The following is a 19,445-nucleotide window of genomic DNA, read 5'->3' as shown; positions in this document are numbered from 1 at the left end:
TCATTATCTTATCGATCATGTTGCGTTTTAACAGTACATTTTTGACCATGATTGATGCCGTAGTAGCCATCATTATTCAAACCGTGGCTGCTAGCAAAATTGGATTCTTGCTCGTACCCGCCTATTTCTTGAAAAAATTCTGGATTGTTTGGGTGCTGAGCATTGCCTGGGCAGCTTTCTTGCGGACGCTCGATTTCAAAGTCGGTTTCTGGTGGTCTTTGGCCTGTTCATCGATTCTAGTGGTGGCTAGTTGGGGATGGTCTTTGCTGACTTTCTTCTACTGGGACGATGGACCGGTGTTATCGCAGTGGATGCCGGCTGTGGCCAGCGTGGTTTGGGTCTTTTTGTTATTTCAAATTAAGCAAGCATTGGTGGTTCGACTCCCGGTGGCGCAATGGGTGAAAAAAACAATTGAAGTCATCATGGTCTTGTTTTGGATTGACTTGGCCTTTGCTGCCATCGTCGATTACGACTTTTCATCCATCACGTTGATTGGGGCTGCTCTAATCGGTTATTACTACTTCCGTCTGGCTGCTACTATATACATTCGTGGTGGAAAGCGTCTCCAACAATTTTTTGGTGTTGACGGTAAAATTTAATTGTGCTAATCTAAAGCTAACAAACAAAGAGGTTGCAACCAAGATGAGTCGCATTGGAGAGTCCACCCAGGACGTTGAACCAGTGTTAAAGGTGCGGTTGCCGAAAGTTTCCCCTCGGGGGAGGGGGAACTTGGGACGTGAAAGAAAATTTCCCGGACTGTCGTTTTTTAAACGGTGCGCTTTGCTATCATGCTTAAAAAATGTGATGACGCCTACTTTTGTTTTTGTACAGAAGTAGGTTTTTTGTTTGTCAAAACAAAATGGAGGTTTTTGCTCATGGCAGAAACAAATGCGAATACAATCAAGCACCAGCTCCAAACCCGCCACGTCTCAATGATTGCGCTTGGTGGTTCAATTGGAACTGGTCTCTTCTTAACATCGGGCGCTTCGGTTTCACAAGCCGGGCCATTTGGTGCCATTGCTGCCTACGTGGCAATCGGTATCATGGTCTACTTCCTGATGACGTCTTTGGGTGAAATGGCGACTTTTGCCCCAACGTCAGGATCGTTTGCTGAATACGGCAATCGTTTCGTTGACCCGGCTTTTGGCTTTGCCCTTGGCTGGAACTACTGGTTTAACTGGGCCATCACCTTGGCCGTGGATACCGTCACGGTTGGGTTAGTTGCCCAGTTCTGGCTGCCACAAGTACCATCCTGGATTTTTTCAGCGATTGCCTTGGTCTTGATTTTCCTAATTAACCTCTTCTCCGTGCGCACCTTTGGTGAAACGGAGTTCTGGTTGTCCTTGATTAAAGTGGTGACAATCTGTTTCTTCCTCTTTATCGGGGTTTTGGCCATCTTTGGTATCATTAACTCTCACACGGACGTGGTTCGCAACTTGACGGTTGGTAACCATGGCTTCGTTGGTGGCATGGGTGGTATCTTGTCCGTCTTCGTTGTGGCTGGGTTCTCTTTCCAAGGAACTGAACTAATCGGGATTACGGCTGGTGAAGCCAAGGACCCTAGCAAGTCCGTTCCTAAGGCCATTCACTCCGTCTTTTGGCGAATCTTGCTTTTCTACATCGGGGCCATCTTCGTGATTTCCGCCTTGGTTTACTACAAGGACCCTCGTTTGATGTCAGCTGCCGATTCCGGCAACATCTTGATGTCACCCTTCACGATTGTCTTTAAGAACGCGGGGATTGCCTTCGCTGCTTCTCTGATGAATGCCGTTATCCTGACGTCTGTTTTGTCGGCCGCCAACTCCGGTACGTACGCGTCAACACGTACACTTTACTCGCTGGCTAAGAAGGGGCAAGCACCAAAGATTTTTGGTCGCTTAAGCAAGAACGGTGTTCCTTGGGCAGCGCTGCTCTTAACAATGGCCGTTGGCTTGCTTGCCTTCACTTCTGAAATGAAGGGTGGCAACATCGTTTATGGTTGGTTGGTGTCCGCTTCCGGTTTGACCGGCTTCATCGCCTGGATGGGTATTGCCATTGCCCACCTCCGTTTCCGCCGGGCCTATGTGGCGCAAGGACACAAAGTCGATGACCTGATTTACAAGGCAAAGTGGTTCCCATTCGGGCCAATCTTTGCTTTGCTCATGTCCATCATCGTTATCTGTTTGCAGGATCCCGCTTCCTTTGCAAACTGGGAATGGGATAAGATTGCCGTGACCTACTTGTCCGTGCCAATCTTTGTGATTCCATACTTTGGTTACAAATGGTCAAAGAAAACTAAGTTGATTCCGCTAGAAGACGTGGATTTGACGGGTAAGAAATAAACTGAAAAAGTCGTTCATGGATTTCCATGAACGACTTTTTATGTGGATTAATTAAAACCCGTTACCTGCCGGAAGTAAGTATGGGAGGTAATTTTGTAGATGATGAAGTAGATGAGGACCATGAGAAGGATGGTTGTCGCCATCACGATGTAAACGGCGTCCGTTAGTGGTACTGAGAAAGCTAACAGCAGCTTATTAATCATTGGCATGGCAAAGCTGAGGTGAATCAGTGATACAGCAATTGGGAGACCGAAGAGCCAGATGATTTGGGAGCGAATCGTTTTCTTAATTTCATGCTCAGACATCCCGACTTTTTGCAAGATTTCAAACTGGGCTCGGTCGGCCTTTCCTTCGGAAATCTGCTTGTAGTAAATCATGAGACCGGTGGCCAAAATGAAGGCGATGGAGAAAAGAATGCCGATGAAGAAGAAGCCGCCGTAGAGGGCGCTCATGACTTTTTGTGTCATGAAGCGGAGCTGGAAGGTAACGTTATCGGACTCCTTATCTTGCAGTACCTCGTATAACCGTTCCTGCTGCTTGTCGGATCCTGCTACGTTGAAGTAATAGCTGGTCTGCATGGGATTGCTGTCTGCCTTGAAGAGTAATTTCGTCACAGAATGGAGGTCTGCTTCCGTTGGTAACACAAAAACGTAGGCGGGAGTGGTGTCGGCAGTGGCAGCTGGCATCCCCTTGATACTAGTCAGATTCTTTTTGATTGTATATTTTTGTCCTGCAAACGAAACAGATGATTGGTTGAGCGCCTTACCGTTGCGCGTGTAGGCAAGAACTTGATTGCTTGTTAACTGGACTTTTGCACCGGTCAATGCCCGGTAGTCAGCGAGGCTCATGAATTGAACGTTGCGTTCGTTTTGCTGATTAGCAAATTCCGTTGGCACTAGTTTTTGACTGTCATTCAACGCCATTCGGATGGGCTCGGTTGTCGTTTGACTGTACTCTTTTGAGATAGTTAGACCCGCTTTGGCCACTAGATCTTCCACTTGTTTTTTTGATAACGCGTTGTTGCTTACCGAAACGGTAACGTCACGGGGGAACATCTTCGAAACCAGGTCGGCTTTACCGAAAAACATGGAAGCGGTGGTGACCGTCACGACCAAAGTCATGGTTGTTAAAAGGGCAATCGAAGCAAGCCCAACTGCGTTTTGTTTCATACGAAAGAGCATGTTCGAAACGGTAATGAAATGCTTACTTTGATAATAATAACGGTCGTTTTTTTGTAGGGATTTCAAAATCAAAGTCGAAGCAGCGATAAAGAGCAGGTAGGTGGCGACAGCCACTAGCAAGACGGCCAAGAAAAATTGATTGACGGCTTGAAGGGGAGACGAAACGGTGAGCGAAAGCGTGTATCCCCAGATAAGCGCAATGGCACCGCAGAGGAAGAAGAGCCAGCGATTTTTTGGTGCGGAAGCTCCCTTTTGCTTGGCCCGCATCAGATCGATGGGTTTTGTTTTGGCGACGGCAAAGACATCGATGATGGTTAGCAATAGAAAAACGACTAGGAAGAAAGCCACTGTAGTCCAAATGGCCGGACTAGAAAGTTCGAGACCAAAGGTTTGACCACCAACCATCTTTACTAGCAACAGAATCATGAGTTTAGCAAAAACGAAGCCGGATACCAGACCAGTCACGATGGTGATGCTAAAGGAAAGTAGCTGCTGAATCAGGGAAATCTTGATTAAATCAGACTTTTTCATGCCTAAAATACTGTATAGCCCGAATTCCTTTTCTTTTCCCTTTTTGAGAAAGGAGTAGGTGTAGATTGTGATGACTAAGGATAGCAGCGCAATGATAACCTGTCCGAGAATTAGCAGGAGTCGGACGATGTCTGCGGCAATTTCTAAGTGTCTTACACCAGAGGAGTAAATGAGCAACTGCACCAAGAAGTTCAAGGCAACGGCTACGCCCCCGGCTAGTAGAAAGGGCAAGTAGCTTTCCTTGTTTTTACGTAGTGAGTCGAGAGCAAGTTTGAAGTGAAACATGTTAAGCTTGCCCTCCTAGTAGGTTGGTCATGGCGTCGTTAATCGCCACGAGCATTTCCTGATCGGATTTGTCGCCGCGGTAAAGTTGGTGAAAAACAGTCCCGTCTTTGATAAAGAGAACACGACCGGCGTGGGAAGCCGACAGGGAAGAGTGGGTGACCATGAGAATGGTTTGCCCGTTTTCGTGACAGTCACTAAAGAGCTTTAAAATGTCTTCGGCGTTCTTCGAGTCGAGGGCGCCAGTTGGTTCGTCACAGAGTAACAGTTCGGGCTTTGTAATCAAAGCCCGACCGATAGCAACGCGTTGTTGCTGCCCGCCGGAAAGTTCATAGGGGTACTTGTGGAGTAAGTCTGCAATGCCAAGTTGTTGCGCGAGTGTGAGGAGCTTTTTCTCCTTGCCCTTCGTGTTTTTAGCCAGAACGAGGGGCAGGTAGATGTTATCTTGGACAGTCAACGTGTCGAGTAGATTGAAGTTTTGGAAAACAAAGCCGAGGTGATCCCGGCGAAAGGCCGCGAGGTCTTTGTCCTTTAGTTGGGATAAATCAGCGTCTTTTAGGAGAATGTGGCCAGCGGTTGGCTTGTCTAAGGTGGCAATGCAGTTCAGCAACGTTGACTTTCCGGAGCCCGATTCACCCATGATGGCGATAAACTCACCTTCTTCGACCTGAAAGTCGACGTCCTTTAGCGCCAGCACTTTCTGACTTGAACGCTTCGATTTGTATTCTTTTTTTAAGTGATCAACGGTTAATAATGGCATGGTTGCTTCCTTTTTTATTTGATAAATCAATCTTAACGTAAAAAGGATGGTCCCCGTACTAACAGGTCGGGTAACCATCCTTACAAGATTGTAAGATTAAGAAAGGTTTCGCTGAGAGCAGTCGATGGTGACTTTGGTTCCGACACCAACGGCAGATTCAATGGTGATGTGATGACCCAAACGGTCTAGAATCTCCTTCGTTAGATAAAGTCCTAGCCCGGAAGCATTGTCCTCAACCCGCCCATTAAAGCCGGTGTAGCCATGTTTGAACACCTGGGGGAGGTCGGCTGGGTCGATGCCAATTCCGGAATCCTGAATAATAATCTGCTGGTCTTTCGTGCAGGTAATCCGAATACCCCCGGACGGTGTATACTTAATCGCGTTAAAGATTACCTGCCCCAGAACAAAGGTTAGCCATTTCTGGTCAGTCACAAGGTCAAAGTCGCTCTCAGCCACAACCAACGATAAGTCCTTTTGAATGAAGAAAACCCGGTACTCCTTTAGCACAGTTAGCACCAAAGAGCGGGCGGACAATCGGGTGAACGTTAGATCGCTGTTCATGTCTTGTAGACGGATAAAGGAGAGGAGCATGTCGAGGTACTGGTTGACTAAAAAGAGCTGTTCGGCCGTCTGTTTCTTGTCGACCGTGTCTGTTTGGTTCATTAAATCCAGAACCGACAGCGGCACTTTGATTTGATGAGCCCAGAGGGCGTAGTAGTCTTTGAGTGCCTGGGCTTCTTTTTGTTGTTCCTCGTTGAGACCGGCTTTTTCCTTCAATGACTTATTCAGTAGATTAAGGAGTAGTTGCTCCTGGCTGGTCGTGGCGAGCTGATCGTCGCTGTTTGCCAGTTCGTTTTCAGCTAACGCTTGCATGGCCAAGCGGTGCTTCCTTCGCCAACGAACGGCGAGAGCCAGGGTCATAATGAACAGTACATAGCTTTCTGGTAAGAGTAAGTCAAAGAAAAGAGACCAACTATCAGCCTTTAAAACCGCTACCCAGAGTTCGAATAGGACGACAAAGCCGGCAAAAAGGTAAAAGGTCAGGTTGTCTTTGAGAAAAAGGACAAGATTTTTAAAACTGTTCTGAATCATGCAGACGTAGCCCCTTTCCCTTGACGGTTTTTAAGACTTGGTCAAAATCAATTGCCCTGGTCTTGGCCCGGATGCGGTTGACCATGACGGCTAGGGTATTGCGGTCAACGAAGAGTTCGTCTTCCCAAAGGGCCTCCATAATTGCTTCACGTGAAACAATTTCGCCCGGCTGCTGGAAAAGTGGGTAGAGTAACTTCACCTCGTTTTTGCTGAGAGGGATGTGGTGGCTGCCAGCGGCCAATTCGCTGTTTAATAAGTCGAGTTGGTACCCTTTGAAGGTAAGACTGGCCGTTGATTCCTGTGATTGCCCAGCGGTTCGCCGTAACAGTGCTTTGATTTTAACAATGAGTAAGTCCAGGTTGAAGGGTTTCGTCATGTAATCATCAGCGCCCAAGTTCATGGCCATAATCTGATCGGCATCTTCGTTGCGCGAAGACAAGAAAATGATGGGGAGTGCCGACTTTTTTCGGATGGCCTGCGTCCAGTAAAAGCCATTGAAAAAGGGCAAGTTAACGTCCATCAAGACTAAATCGGGTTGAAATGCCAAGGTTTCTTCCGCCACTTGATGAAAGTCCTCGCAGGCACCTGTGGAAAAGCCCCAACCTGAAAGCCCCTTTTCCAAAAGGCTGACGATTTCTTGATTGTCTTCAACGATAAAAATGCGTTCTGCCATGTTAGTTCACTCGGTTTCTTCTATATAAGGTAGTTGGTTTTATCTTAACATAGGACGGGTATCCCTCCAGTAGGGAAAGTGACAGTGCTATACTAAATAGTAATTAAGAATGATTTGGGTAAGGGAGAACTGACCATGGCTAGCATGTTATATCTACTATTGATGAGTCTCATCGCCGGTGTCTTGAACGGCATTGTGGGGATGGCTGCGCTAACGCTCTATCCTGTTCTGCTTTCCATTGGGATTGCCCCGGTCAGTGCCAACGCTACCATCACGATTTCTCAGATGGGGTCTGGGATTGGGACCTTGCTTTCGTCCTTTAAGGAATTGAAGCACCACTGGAAGCAAGCGATTCTGATTGCCCTCATCAACACATCTGCTGGTATTCTAGGTGCCTCGCTCCTCATTCACAGTTCCGATGCGGACTTTAAAAAAGTCGTGCCACTCTTTATCCTGTTAGCCGCCATCATGATTTTGCTGCCAAAGAAACAGCGGGAAGGACTAACAAAAAGCCCATGGGTTAAAGCCATGGGCTGGATTAGCATCTTCTTGGTCGGCCTCTACATCGGCTACTTCGGCGCTGGGTCGGGCTTGCTGATGATTGCCGTCTTGTCCCGGGCGCTGAACGAAAAGTATGCGACCTACAACGCTATTCGTAACTTTGCGACTTTTCTAAACAACGGTGTGGCAGGAATTCTATTCGCCTTCACCATGCCTGTCCACTGGGTGGTCATCCCAATCCTGTTAGTGGGCCTCTTCGCCGGTGGCTTTCTCGGTCCAATTGTCGTCCGCCATGTTCCACAAAATAAAATTGAGCGCTACGTCGGTATCTTTGCATTGGTGCTGTCGACAGTGCTGGCTTGGCAGGCGTGGGGATGATGTCGAAAATATTTATGTCATTGAGGGCTTTTATTTGACCTAATGGTTCCAATAAGGAATATTGGATTGAATTTTTTTGTTGCCACTGCTATACTTCGAGCGTGAAGTAGTTGAAAAGGTTATCATTTCTTTTCAAAGCCGTCGTTTGTCAGCGACGGCTTTTTTATTTGAATGCATTTTTACCAAAACATGATGTCGGTATAAGAAAAGCCCCGGCTGTCAAACCGAGGCACATGTGGCTATTTCTTTCGATTAAACCACTTGTGCAACTTAGTTAATGCGAATTCTGTCAAAACAGCGGTTAAAACAGTTAGCACGGCGTTAAGCAGTTGCACGATGAAGTAGCTGCAAATCACGGTTATCACCTCCCTTCCGGGGGCATAACTACGACCCTTACTTATTAATACGTAAGGATTGATGAACTTCTCCAAAACCGTCGTTTGTCAGTGGCAAGTTTTTTCATTGGTCCGTACCTCTTACCCCTTTTCAACAAATTTGTCAAGAATATCCCTTGTATTTTTTGAAAAGACCCGTATAATAGTATTCAGTAACACTGTAAATAAATATGGCGGCTGGTGATCTATTGTCCATCAGAGCCCTTATAGCAGGCAAGGTCCGCGCCCTAACGGTCGCGAGACTTGCTTTTTTTGTGCCTTTCGGCCCAAAAATAAGGACTTTTTTGCTAAATTTTTACGAAAATTGTCAATTTTATTTTGCATGAACAGTGAATTTTAGATGAGGTGATAAGTGTGGCAGGACATTTAGTAAAATATGGTAAGTACCGTACTCGTCGTTCATACTCGAAGATTAAAGAAGTTTTGGATCTTCCAAATTTGATCGAAGTGCAAACGGCATCCTACCAATGGTTCCTTGATGAAGGAATCAAGGAGATGTTTAACGACATCATGCCAATCGAAGACTTCCAAGGAAACTTGTCTTTGGAATACGTTGACTACCAGTTAATGGAGCCAAAGTACAACATCGATGAGGCCCGTGAACATGATGCGAACTACTCAGCACCTTTGCACGTCACGCTTCGCTTGACGAACAAGGAAACGGGTGAGATTAAGTCCCAGGACGTCTTCTTTGGTGATTTCCCATTGATGACGAAGCAGGGAACTTTCATCATTAACGGTGCGGAACGTGTTATCGTTTCACAGCTTGTGCGCTCACCTGGTATTTATTACAACCAGGAAGCTGACAAGAACGGTCGTCCACACTTTGGTACAACGGTTATCCCTAACCGTGGTGCTTGGTTGGAATACGAAACGGATGCCAAGGGTATCGCTAACGTTCGTATCGACCGGACGCGTAAGTTGCTGATGACGGAATTGGTTCGTGCCCTTGGCTTTGGATCAGATTCTGACATCATCGACATCTTCTCTGACCAATATGATGCCTTGAACATGACTTTGGAAAAGGACGTTCACAAGAACATGTCCGATTCCCGTGTTGAAGAATCATTGAAGGACATTTACGAACGCTTGCGTCCAGGAGAACCTAAGACGGCCGACTCATCTCGTGCCCTTTTGGTGGCTCGTTTCTTCGATCCAAAGCGTTACGATTTGGCTCCCGTTGGTCGTTACAAGATCAACAAGAAGTTGTCACTTAAAAACCGTTTGTTGAACCAGACCTTGGCCGAAACGTTGGCTGACCCTGAATCTGGTGAAATCATTGCGGAAAAGGGAACAGTTGTGGACAAGGCTGTTATGGCTAAGTTGGCACCATTCTTGGACAACCCTGACTTTAAGACGGTTTCATACACGCCATCTGGCGATGCCGTTTTGCAGGACCCCGTTGTTCTTCAAAAGATTAAGATTGAATCACCTGAAAATCCAGACAAGACGTTGGTCTTGATTGGAAACGGTCACTTGCCTGAAAACGAACACAACGTTCGTCCAGCCGACATCATTGCCGGTATGAACTACTTCTTGAACTTGCAAGAAGGTGTTGGTCAAGTTGATGATATTGATCACTTGGGTAACCGTCGTATCCGTTCCGTTGGGGAATTGTTGCAAAACCAATTCCGCATTGGTTTGACTCGTATGGAACGTGTCGTTCGCGAACGGATGTCAATCCAAGATGCCGCAACGGTAACACCACAACAATTGATCAACATCCGTCCGGTTGTTGCTTCAATTAAGGAATTCTTCGGTTCCTCACAGCTGTCACAGTTCATGGACCAGACCAACCCACTTGGGGAAATGAACCACAAGCGTCGTTTGTCAGCCCTTGGACCTGGTGGTTTGACTCGTGACCGTGCCGGCGTTGAAGTTCGAGACGTTCACTACACCCACTACGGCCGTATTGACCCAATCGAAACGCCCGAAGGTCCTAACATTGGTTTGATTAACTCTTTGGCTACTTACGGTCGCATCAACAAGTATGGTTTCATCGAAACACCATACCGTCGTGTTGACTGGGGTACGCACAAAGTTACCTCAAAGATTGATTACTTGACGGCCGATGAAGAAGATAACTACATCGTTGCTCAGGCCAACACGGAGTTGGAAGACGATGGTTCATTCGTCCACAACACAGCCATGGCTCGTTTCGGTGAAGAAAACATCGAAACGCCAGTTGAAAAGATCGATTACGTCGATGTTTCCCCTAAGCAAGTTGTTTCGGTTGGAACGTCTGTTATTCCTTTCTTGGAAAACGATGATTCGAACCGTGCCTTGATGGGTGCCAACATGCAGCGTCAGGCTGTGCCTTTGCTCGACCCACACGCGCCAATCGTTGGAACTGGTGTTGAATACAAGGCTGCCCACGATTCAGGTGCTGCCATTATTTCAACGGCTCCTGGTGAAGTGGAATACGTTGATGCGAAGGAAATCCGCGTGCGTCGAGAAGACGGTCAGTTGGATACCTACGAATTGATGAAGTTCCGCCGCTCTAACGGTGGTAAGAACTATAACCAAAAGCCAATCGTCAAAGTCGGTGAAAAGATTGACGATGACCAAGTATTGGCTGATGGACCATCAATGGAAAAGGGTGAATTGGCCCTTGGACAAAACCCTGTTATCGCCTTCATGACTTGGCACGGTTACAACTTCGAAGATGCCATCGTGTTGAACGAACGTTTGGTTCGTGAAGACGTTTATACGTCAATTCACATCGAAGAATTTGACTCAGAGGCTCGTGATACAAAGCTTGGCCCTGAAGAAATTACTCGTGAAATTCCAAATACCGGTGAAGAACAACTGAAGGATTTGGATGAAAACGGAATCATTCGTGTTGGTGCCGAAGTTAAGGATGGCGACATCCTGGTTGGTAAGGTAACGCCTAAGGGTGTGACTGACCTATCAGCCGAAGAACGACTTTTGCATGCTATCTTTGGTGAAAAGGCTCGCGAAGTTCGCGATACATCATTGAAGGTACCGCACGGTGGTGGCGGTGTTGTGCAATCCGTTCGCGTCTTTACGCCTGAAAACGGTGATGAATTGGCCCCTGGTGTTAACCAGATGGTTCGTGTTTACATCGCCCAAAAGCGTAAGATACAAGTCGGTGACAAGATGGCCGGTCGTCACGGAAACAAGGGTACTGTTTCAGTCGTTGTTCCCGAAGAAGACATGCCATACTTGCCAGATGGAACACCAGTTGACATCTGTTTGTCACCCATGGGTGTGCCATCTCGTATGAACATCGGACAGGTTTTGGAATTGCACTTGGGTTATGCCGCTAAGAAATTGGGTATCCACGTTGCTTCTCCTGTTTTCGATGGAGCAACCGATGATGAAATCGAAGAAGCTTTGGCCGAAGCTGGTTTGCCAGCCGATGGTAAGACGGTCGTTTACGACGGTCAAACCGGTGAAGCCTTCGATAAGCGTGTTGCCGTCGGTGTGATGCACTACTTGAAGTTGGCCCACATGGTCGATGACAAGATTCACGCCCGTTCAATTGGTCCTTACTCCCTTGTTACGCAACAGCCTCTTGGTGGAAAAGCCCAGTTCGGTGGACAGCGTTTCGGAGAAATGGAAGTTTGGGCTTTGGAAGCCTACGGTGCCGCTTACACTTTGCAAGAAATCTTGACTTACAAGTCTGATGATGTTGCTGGTCGTGTAAAGGTTTACGAATCAATCATCAAGGGTGAAGCCATTCCTAAGCCAGGCGTTCCTGAATCATTCCGAGTTTTGGTGAAGGAATTGCAGGCCCTCGGTTTGGACATGCGTGTCTTGAACCAAGAAGGTGAAGCCGTTCAATTGAAGCAAATGGACGAAGACGATTCCGTCTTGCCTGTTGACGCTTTGGAAAAGTTGGCCCGTACCAACCCAGATCTATTGAACCGTGACGATGAAGAAGTCAAGGTCGCCTTTGATAAGGTGGATGGTCAAGAAAAGACCCAAGAACAAAGCACCTTTAGTGATGAAGAACAATAATTTTAGAAAGGTGACCGAATAGATGGCAATTGATGTTAACAAGTTCGAATCGATGCAAATCGGTCTCGCTTCTCCCGACCAAATCCATGACTGGTCTCATGGTGAGGTCAAGAAGCCTGAAACGATTAACTATCGAACACTCAAGCCCGAAAAAGACGGCTTGTTTGATGAACGAATCTTTGGTCCTACTAAGGATTACGAATGTGCCTGTGGAAAGTACAAGCGAATCCGTTATAAGGGAATCGTTTGTGACCGCTGTGGCGTTGAAGTTACCTCAGCGAAGGTCCGCCGTGAACGGATGGGGCACATTGAATTAGCTGCACCCGTTACTCACATCTGGTACTTCAAGGGAATCCCATCACGAATGGGCTTGGTCTTGGACATGTCACCACGCTCATTGGAAGAAGTAATCTACTTTGCTTCTTACGTTGTGGTTGACCCAGGTGATGCACCGGTTGAAAAGAAGAAGCTTCTGACAGAGCGCGAATACCGCGACTTGAAGAAGGAATACGGTGCGAACTTTAAGGCAGGAATGGGAGCCGAAGCCATCAAGGAATTGTTGGCCGACGTTGACTTGGCTGGTGAAGCCGCTGCCTTGAAGGCTGAATTGCAAGAAGCAACTGGTCAAAAGCGTGTTCGTGCGGTTCGCCGTTTGGACATTATCGAGGCCTTCTTGCAATCAGATAACAAGCCAGAATGGATGGTCATGGATGTTATTCCTGTCATTCCACCTGACTTGCGTCCGATGGTTCAATTGGAAGGTGGTCGTTTTGCCACTTCCGATTTGAACGACTTGTACCGTCGTGTGATTAACCGTAACAACCGTTTGAAGCGATTGTTCGATTTGCACGCACCTGGTATTATCGTTCAAAACGAAAAGCGTATGCTTCAAGAAGCCGTCGATGCGCTGATGGACAACGGTCGTCGTGGCCGTCCCGTTGCCGGTCCTGGTAACCGTCCATTGAAGTCCCTTTCACACATGTTGAAGGGTAAGCAAGGACGTTTCCGTCAAAACTTGCTTGGTAAGCGTGTCGACTACTCTGGTCGTTCCGTTATCGATGTTGGACCATTCTTGAAGATGAACCAAATGGGATTGCCACGTCCAATGGCAATCGAATTGTTCCGTCCATTTATCATGAAGGAATTGACGGCTCGTGGTCTCGCTGGCAACGTGAAGTCTGCTAAGCGTAAGATTGACAAGGCCGACGAAGACGTCATGGATGTATTGGAAGACGTAATCAAGGAACACCCAGTTCTTTTGAACCGAGCACCTACCTTGCACCGTCTTGGAATTCAGGCCTTTGAACCAGTTTTGGTTTCAGGTAAGGCCATGCGTCTGCACCCATTGATCTGTGAAGCCTATAACGCCGATTTCGATGGTGATCAGATGGCCATTCACGTGCCTTTGTCTGACGAAGCACAAGCTGAAGCTCGTTTGCTGATGTTGGCTGCCGGCCACATCTTGGCACCGAAGGATGGAAAGCCAATCGTTGCCCCTTCTCAGGATATGGTTATCGGTAACTACTACCTAACTACTGAAGAAGCCGGTCGTGAAGGGGAAGGCATGATCTTCTCCTCTGTTGATGAAGCCCGTTTGGCTTTTGAAAACAAGTTGGTTCACTACCACACGCGTGTTGGTATCCAAACTTCATCATTCCCCGAAGAAAAGCCATTTACCGACGAACAGCGCGGTAAGATCATGGTTACTTCAGTTGGTAAGCTCTTCTTTAACGAAATCTTGCCAGTTGATTTCCCATACATTAACGAACCTTCCGATGAAAACTTTGAAGGAATCTCTGATGACTTCTTCATGGATGCCGGTGAAGATATCCACGATTACTTGGATGGTAAGGCTGTTATTAAGCCATTCAAGAAGGGCTTCTTGTCCGACATCATTGCAGCGGTATACAAGCAGTACAAGGTGACGGAAACGTCATTGCTCTTGGACCGCATGAAGGATATCGGTTATGACATCTCAACCAAGTCTGGTTTGACGGTTGCCATGACCGACGTTACCGAACTTTCTGATAAGCCAGAAATTTTGGAAAACGCCCACAAAGAAGTGGCAACGGTAACGAAGCAGTTCCGTCGTGGACTGATTACCGATGCCGAACGTTACCAACGAGTTATTGAAATCTGGTCAAAGGCCAAGGATGTTATCCAAGACGAATTGATTCAGACTTTCGACCTCCGAAACCCAATCTACATGATGCAGGATTCTGGAGCTCGTGGTAACATTTCGAACTTCGTTCAGTTGGCCGGAATGCGTGGTTTGATGGCCGGACCTGGCGGTAAGATTATCGAATTGCCAGTTACGTCAAACTTCCGTGACGGTTTGACGGTTATGGAAATGTTTATCTCAACCCACGGTGCCCGTAAGGGAATGTCCGATACGGCCTTGAAGACGGCCAACTCAGGTTACTTGACCCGTCGTTTGGTCGATGTTGCCCAGGACGTTATCGTGCGTGAGTATGACAATGGTTCTGACCGCGGTGTTAAAGTCGCAGCCATTACCGATGGTTCTTCAATCGTGGAACCATTGTACGACCGTATCCTTGGTCGTTATGCGATGAAGACTGTCTTTGACCCAGAAACTGGCGAAAAGATTGTTGCCCGTAACGAGATGATTGATGAAGCTGCCGCTAAGAAGATTGTGGCAGCCGGTATTGAGGAAGTAACCATCCGTTCTGTCTTTACTTCAACGACGGAGCACGGTGTTTCAGTTCTCGATTACGGACGTAACTTGGCCACTGGTGAAGAGGTTGAAGTTGGGGAAGCCGTTGGTACGGTTGCCGCCCAGTCAATCGGTGAACCAGGTACACAGTTGACCATGCGTAACTTCCACACGGGTGGTGTTGCCGGTGGAAACGATATCACGCAAGGTTTGCCTCGTGTGCAAGAAATTGTGGAAGCACGTATCCCTAAGGGACGCGCTGAAATTTCTGAAGTAACGGGTAAGATTACCGCAATCGAAGAAAACCCAGCCGAACGTACTAAGGACGTAACAATCGAAGGTGAGACCGATACTCGGACTTATACTTTGCCTTTGACTGCTCGTATGCGCTTTGGTGAAGGTGACTCTATCAAGCGTGGTGAAGCGATTAACGAAGGACCAATCGATCCGAAGGAATTGTTGGCTGTAACGGATACGTTAACGACGGAATCATACATGCTTTCTGAAATTCAGAAGGTGTACCGTTTGCAGGGTATCGAAGTTTCCGACAAGCACATCGAAGTAATGATTCGTCAGATGCTTCGTAAGGTTCGCATCATGGATCCAGGTCAAACTGACTTGTTGCCAGGAACCTTGATGGACATTGCCGACTTTAAGCGGGCTAACGAACCAGCACTCTTTGCTGGTAAGGTACCTGCGACGGCTCGTCCTGTCTTGCTTGGAATTACGAAGGCTGCCTTGGAGACGAACTCCTTCTTGTCAGCCGCTTCCTTCCAGGAAACTACACGTGTCTTGACGGATGCTGCTATTCGCGGTAAGAACGATCCACTTGTTGGATTGAAGGAAAACGTCATTATCGGTAAGATTATTCCAGCCGGTACTGGTATGTCCGAATACCGTAAGATTAAGCCTGAAGTTGTTGGTGAAGTGGTTGCAAAGCCAGAAGAAGCAACGGAAGACATTCAATCATTGGACGACGTGGCCCAAAAGATGGACCAAGAAGACTAATGAAGGCAATATAAAGCCAGTTGTTAGCACGGTTATCGTGCTGATCAACTGGCTTTTTTATTGAGTGGAGACCTAAAATAGGGTAGACTAAGGGTAGGAATAAAGGAGATCGCATGGCAAAGGTAACGATTAATTGGATTGACTGGGTTAAGAAATTATCAAAGAAACAATTATGGGCGATTGCCATCGTGCCAGCGCTCATTGTGGTGGCCCTCTTTATTTGGCGATTGAAGTCCGGTAATTCGGAGTATAATGCTAATTGGTTTGCCTATGCCTTGACTTTGTACTATGTGGCAGCCTTTAGTCCGGCCGGTGAACAGATTCAGTACCGACTCTTTCCAAAAGCTGTTCCGCATAACCAGTACCAAGTAACAAGCTGGAACCAGTGGACACAAGCTATGTTGGTTTCAGTGGTTTTGTTGATTGTCGCTTTGTTAATTTGGCCTCCCCTAAACCAGTCCGAAATTGCTTTACATGTGGTGGGCTCAGCGGTTTTCGGCTTCATTGCTATGTGGACTTGGCGTTGGTCTAATGGTATTCGCCAGCAAAAAAATAACGAATAATGCACAGGAGGCCCCTTTGTTTGGGGTTCTTTTTAATGGAAGAAGCAGGGAAGTAGTGGGCGTCTTTAGTAAAATAGTCTTTTATCAGTTAGTTAGGCTATTTTGAAGCAACAAAGGTCTTGGTTGTCAGGTAATATTCCGAATTGGAATTATACTAAAGACAGTCGGGAGGAGACGTCTTCGTTAGAGGATACAATGGAAAAACTCGACTATGAACAAATGAATGGGTTGTCTCTTGCCTATATCGGTGATGCAATCTACGAAATCAAGGTTCGAACGCACCTGGTTAGCACGGGATTAACAAAAGTTAATGATTTGCAAAAGAAATCCAGGCACTATGTTTCAGCCAAGGCTCACGCTGCTATTTTTAACTTGATGCGCGATGACCACTACTTGACGGAAGAAGAGTTGCACTACTTTAAGCGTGGACGTAACGCCAAGTCCTATACCAAAGCTAAGAACACGAATGTCGTGGCTTATCGAATTTCGACAGGAATTGAAGCGATGGTGGGGTATCTGTACCTTTCAGGACAAAGTGAGCGTTTGGATCAGATGATGGACTGGATTTATGAACAGGTCGAACAAGGGAGAGTAGACGATGCCAAAACAAAGTGAGCAAGCCTTTATTTATGGGCACCATGCGGTGATCGAGGCGCTAAAGGGCGATCAAAGTTTAAACAAACTATGGATTCAAACTGGTTTGAACCCTCGGTTGGCGCAGGAAGCCAGCAAGTTGGCAAAAGAACGTGGTTTAGTTATCACGCAGGGACCTAAGGGTAAATTGGATGAACTGGCTGACCGTGGCAATCACCAAGGCCTAGTTCTCTCGGTGGCCGCCTATGATTACGCTGATTTAGATCAGCTATTCGAAAAAGCCGAAGCAGCCGGAGAGGATCCCTTCTTCTTGATTCTGGATGAGATTGAAGATCCGCACAACTTGGGTTCCATTATGCGTACGGCTGATGCTGCTGGTGTGCATGGTCTCATTATCCCCAAGCGTCGCTCGGTTCAATTAACCGGAACCGTCGCCAAAGCATCGACCGGTGCCATTGAACACGTTCCTGTTTGTCGGGTAACGAACCTAGTTCAAACGGTGAAGACCTTGAAAGAACGCGGCCTCTGGGTCTTTGGAACTGATATGAACGGGCAGGATTACCGGACCTGGGATGCCAAGGGCGCCACGGCTTTAATTATTGGAAATGAAGGAAAGGGTATCTCGCCGTTGCTGAAAAAGCAGGTGGATGCCATGCTGACGATTCCGATGATTGGCCATGTTCAGTCCTTGAACGCTTCCGTTGCCGCCTCGCTGTTGATCTACCAAGCCTTTGGCTCGAGACACCCATTAAAATAAACGGGTGGCAAATGCCCCCGTTCAACAGGGGGTGTGTGGATGAATCGTGATCCGTTACTACCAGCAGTGATTGCTGCACAGCGTGGGCATGAGTGCGCCTATTGTTTTTTACAACGGGCGACACGCGGTTTGGTTGGTAAAGTCTATCAGGAACAATTATCTGGTCGTTACCGTTTTGATGATTGGGAAGCCGATGCCTTAGTTTCCTTGATTAATTCCGTCCGTTGTTTTGCATTGATTGAGCGAAGTGCTCGCTTTTCAACCTATTACACGCAGTCCCTACTTAATCGCTCGCGTGATATTAAGCGCAAGGCCATGAGTCATAAGGGACGGGCCGCTGCTGAAATGCTTTCTTTTGACGAGAGCCCGAGTTTGGGCCAAACTCTTGTGACGGATTCCTTTAATCCTGAACAAATTTTGCTTGTCAAAGAGGCTCTGCGAGACATTCGCTTTCGTAGAGGGAAGGGCTATGCCCATGGCGTTTCGAAACTGGTCGGATTGCAACCACTGAAAAAGCACCTCGATGCGAAAGAGGCACGACGAATGCAACAGGTTCAGTACCATTTTAAAAAGACCGTGTATCGCGCTCTAAAGGAGGAATAGGCTGCTTGCTTGTTCTCGCCTTTGAATCGTGCTATGATAGCAGGAAGTGAGGTAAACTATGCCTAGTCAAAAAGCATCGTTAGCCTGTGACGTCTGTGGTTCAAGAAACTACACCGTAACCCTTTCAAAGGGACGGACAGAACGTCTAGGCGTTAATAAATTTTGTCCCCATTGTGGGAAGCACACCTTCCATCGAGAAACTAAGTGAGGTTTTTTCATGATTACTTATTTTAAGAATGTTGCTTCAGAAATGAAGAAAGTGACCTGGTTGTCATGGGCGCAGACGAATCGTGAAACCATTGCGGTGATTGCTATGTCCATTCTCTTTGGTGTCTTGATTGGTGCCTTCGATTGGGTCTTGAAGCAAGGTGTTAATTTCTTGGTGGCGCACTAAGAAAAGCTGTAGTATACTAAAAACAGCGAAAAAAGAGTCTAACGGCTCTTTTTTATTTACAAAAAAAACTAAAGGAGGGCGGGCTGACATGCCCGCATCGATATGACGGATTCAATCGAAAAAGCATGGTTTGTTGTGCACACTTATTCAGGATACGAACACAAGGTCCAAGCAAACTTGGAATCACGTACCCAAACAATGGGAATGGCGGATCAAATTTTCCGCATTTTGGTTCCTGAACAAGAAGTATCAACCGTTCAAGACGGCGAAGTGAAGACATCGATTGAAAACGACTTTCCTGGTTATGTTTTGGTCGAAATGGCCACGCCACAGGACGGCAATATGACAGACGAAGCTTGGTATGTTGTTCGTAACACGCCAGGGGTTACTGGATTCCTTGGTTCCCACGGTGCCGGATCAAAGCCCAACTCATTGCTTCCTGAAGAAGTTGATTTGTTGATGAAGCGAATGGGCATGACCGGTGAAAAAGTCGTGGACTTGGACGTCGAAGTTGGTCAAACAATCAAGATTGTTGCCGGACCATTTAACGGCATGGAGGGAATCATCCGTTCCATCGATCCTGAAAAGCAGGAAGTGGAAGCGACGGTTGAAGTCTTCGGTCGTGAGACACCAACGGAACTTGGCTTTAACGATATTGACACAAACATTTAATTGCTGAGAAGTCCCTTTACGAAAGGGGCTTTTTTTGTTATGATAATAGGGCATGTCAAAGACATGTGTGGAAGCAGCACTC

General features: G+C 47.1%; 16 protein-coding genes and 1 riboswitch. Of the genes, 12 read left to right on the top strand and 4 right to left on the bottom strand.

From position 1 onward, the window contains the following. The first annotated feature begins 47 nt into the window (after window positions 1-47). Both IV71_RS04120 and IV71_RS04115 read left to right on the top strand, forming a co-directional pair. Complete coding sequence (locus tag IV71_RS04120) at window positions 48-599, top strand: hypothetical protein (RefSeq protein ID WP_158534693.1); 552 nt, start codon at window positions 48-50, stop codon at window positions 597-599. An 18-nt stretch (window positions 600-617) separates the two neighbouring features. After that, a riboswitch (Lysine riboswitch) is annotated at window positions 618-789 on the top strand. 86 nt (window positions 790-875) lie between these two features. After that, on the top strand, window positions 876-2,321 hold the full coding sequence (locus IV71_RS04115) for an amino acid permease (RefSeq protein WP_010691430.1): 1,446 nt from the start codon (window positions 876-878) through the stop codon (window positions 2,319-2,321). Between the two features lie 47 nt (window positions 2,322-2,368). On the opposite strand, the gene IV71_RS04110 is transcribed toward IV71_RS04115, so the two are convergent. The 4 genes from IV71_RS04110 to IV71_RS04095 all read right to left on the bottom strand — a co-directional run bounded on the left by IV71_RS04110 (window position 2,369) and on the right by IV71_RS04095 (window position 6,840). Continuing rightward, on the bottom strand, window positions 2,369-4,318 hold the full coding sequence (locus tag IV71_RS04110; RefSeq protein ID WP_010691432.1) for an ABC transporter permease: 1,950 nt from the start codon (window positions 4,316-4,318) through the stop codon (window positions 2,369-2,371). A 1-nt stretch (window position 4,319) separates the two neighbouring features. Next, the gene (locus IV71_RS04105; RefSeq protein WP_010691434.1) at window positions 4,320-5,075 is read right to left on the bottom strand and encodes an ABC transporter ATP-binding protein; all 756 of its coding nucleotides are present in this window, start codon (window positions 5,073-5,075) and stop codon (window positions 4,320-4,322) included. Window positions 5,076-5,171: 96 nt separating this feature from the next. Next, window positions 5,172-6,167 carry a sensor histidine kinase gene (locus IV71_RS04100; RefSeq protein ID WP_010691435.1) on the bottom strand — a complete coding sequence of 332 codons (996 nt, stop codon included), beginning with the start codon at window positions 6,165-6,167 and terminating at the stop codon, window positions 5,172-5,174. Then, complete coding sequence (locus IV71_RS04095; protein ID WP_010691436.1) at window positions 6,148-6,840, bottom strand: response regulator transcription factor; 693 nt, start codon at window positions 6,838-6,840, stop codon at window positions 6,148-6,150. The genes IV71_RS04100 and IV71_RS04095 overlap by 20 nt, the downstream gene beginning before the upstream one ends. Window positions 6,841-6,975: 135 nt before the next feature. Between IV71_RS04095 and IV71_RS04090 the strand changes: the two genes are divergently transcribed. From IV71_RS04090 to nusG, 10 genes are all read left to right on the top strand, one after another. Next, the gene (locus IV71_RS04090) at window positions 6,976-7,719 is read left to right on the top strand and encodes a sulfite exporter TauE/SafE family protein (RefSeq protein WP_010691437.1); all 744 of its coding nucleotides are present in this window, start codon (window positions 6,976-6,978) and stop codon (window positions 7,717-7,719) included. Between the two features lie 749 nt (window positions 7,720-8,468). Then, window positions 8,469-12,098: a DNA-directed RNA polymerase subunit beta gene (rpoB, locus tag IV71_RS04085; RefSeq protein WP_010691438.1), complete on the top strand. Its 3,630-nt coding sequence runs from the start codon at window positions 8,469-8,471 to the stop codon at window positions 12,096-12,098. A gap of 22 nt (window positions 12,099-12,120) precedes the next feature. Then, window positions 12,121-15,780 carry a DNA-directed RNA polymerase subunit beta' gene (gene rpoC, locus IV71_RS04080; protein WP_010691439.1) on the top strand — a complete coding sequence of 1,220 codons (3,660 nt, stop codon included), beginning with the start codon at window positions 12,121-12,123 and terminating at the stop codon, window positions 15,778-15,780. Between the two features lie 113 nt (window positions 15,781-15,893). Continuing rightward, complete coding sequence (locus IV71_RS04075) at window positions 15,894-16,343, top strand: hypothetical protein (RefSeq protein WP_010691440.1); 450 nt, start codon at window positions 15,894-15,896, stop codon at window positions 16,341-16,343. Between the two features lie 195 nt (window positions 16,344-16,538). Continuing rightward, entirely contained in the window at window positions 16,539-16,958 is a 420-nt protein-coding gene (locus tag IV71_RS04070; protein ID WP_010691441.1) for a Mini-ribonuclease 3, read from the top strand. After that, a complete protein-coding gene (gene rlmB / locus IV71_RS04065; RefSeq protein WP_010691442.1) occupies window positions 16,942-17,694 on the top strand; it encodes a 23S rRNA (guanosine(2251)-2'-O)-methyltransferase RlmB in 753 nt (250 codons plus the stop codon). The genes IV71_RS04070 and rlmB overlap by 17 nt, the downstream gene beginning before the upstream one ends. Before the next feature lie 39 nt (window positions 17,695-17,733). Next, entirely contained in the window at window positions 17,734-18,297 is a 564-nt protein-coding gene (locus IV71_RS04060; RefSeq protein WP_010691444.1) for a hypothetical protein, read from the top strand. Window positions 18,298-18,355: 58 nt separating this feature from the next. Further along, a complete protein-coding gene (gene rpmG, locus IV71_RS07745) occupies window positions 18,356-18,505 on the top strand; it encodes a 50S ribosomal protein L33 (RefSeq protein ID WP_010691445.1) in 150 nt (49 codons plus the stop codon). Window positions 18,506-18,514: 9 nt separating this feature from the next. After that, on the top strand, window positions 18,515-18,691 hold the full coding sequence (gene secE / locus IV71_RS04055; RefSeq protein WP_010691446.1) for a preprotein translocase subunit SecE: 177 nt from the start codon (window positions 18,515-18,517) through the stop codon (window positions 18,689-18,691). A 102-nt stretch (window positions 18,692-18,793) separates the two neighbouring features. After that, the gene (gene nusG, locus IV71_RS04050; RefSeq protein ID WP_010691447.1) at window positions 18,794-19,363 is read left to right on the top strand and encodes a transcription termination/antitermination protein NusG; all 570 of its coding nucleotides are present in this window, start codon (window positions 18,794-18,796) and stop codon (window positions 19,361-19,363) included. Window positions 19,364-19,445: the final 82 nt, after the last annotated feature.

The organism is Fructobacillus fructosus KCTC 3544 (genome assembly GCF_001438695.1).
In the GTDB taxonomy this organism is placed as follows: domain Bacteria; phylum Bacillota; class Bacilli; order Lactobacillales; family Lactobacillaceae; genus Fructobacillus; species Fructobacillus fructosus.
Note: the sequence above shows the minus strand (reverse complement) of the source record. Positions and strands in the feature narration are given on the sequence as shown.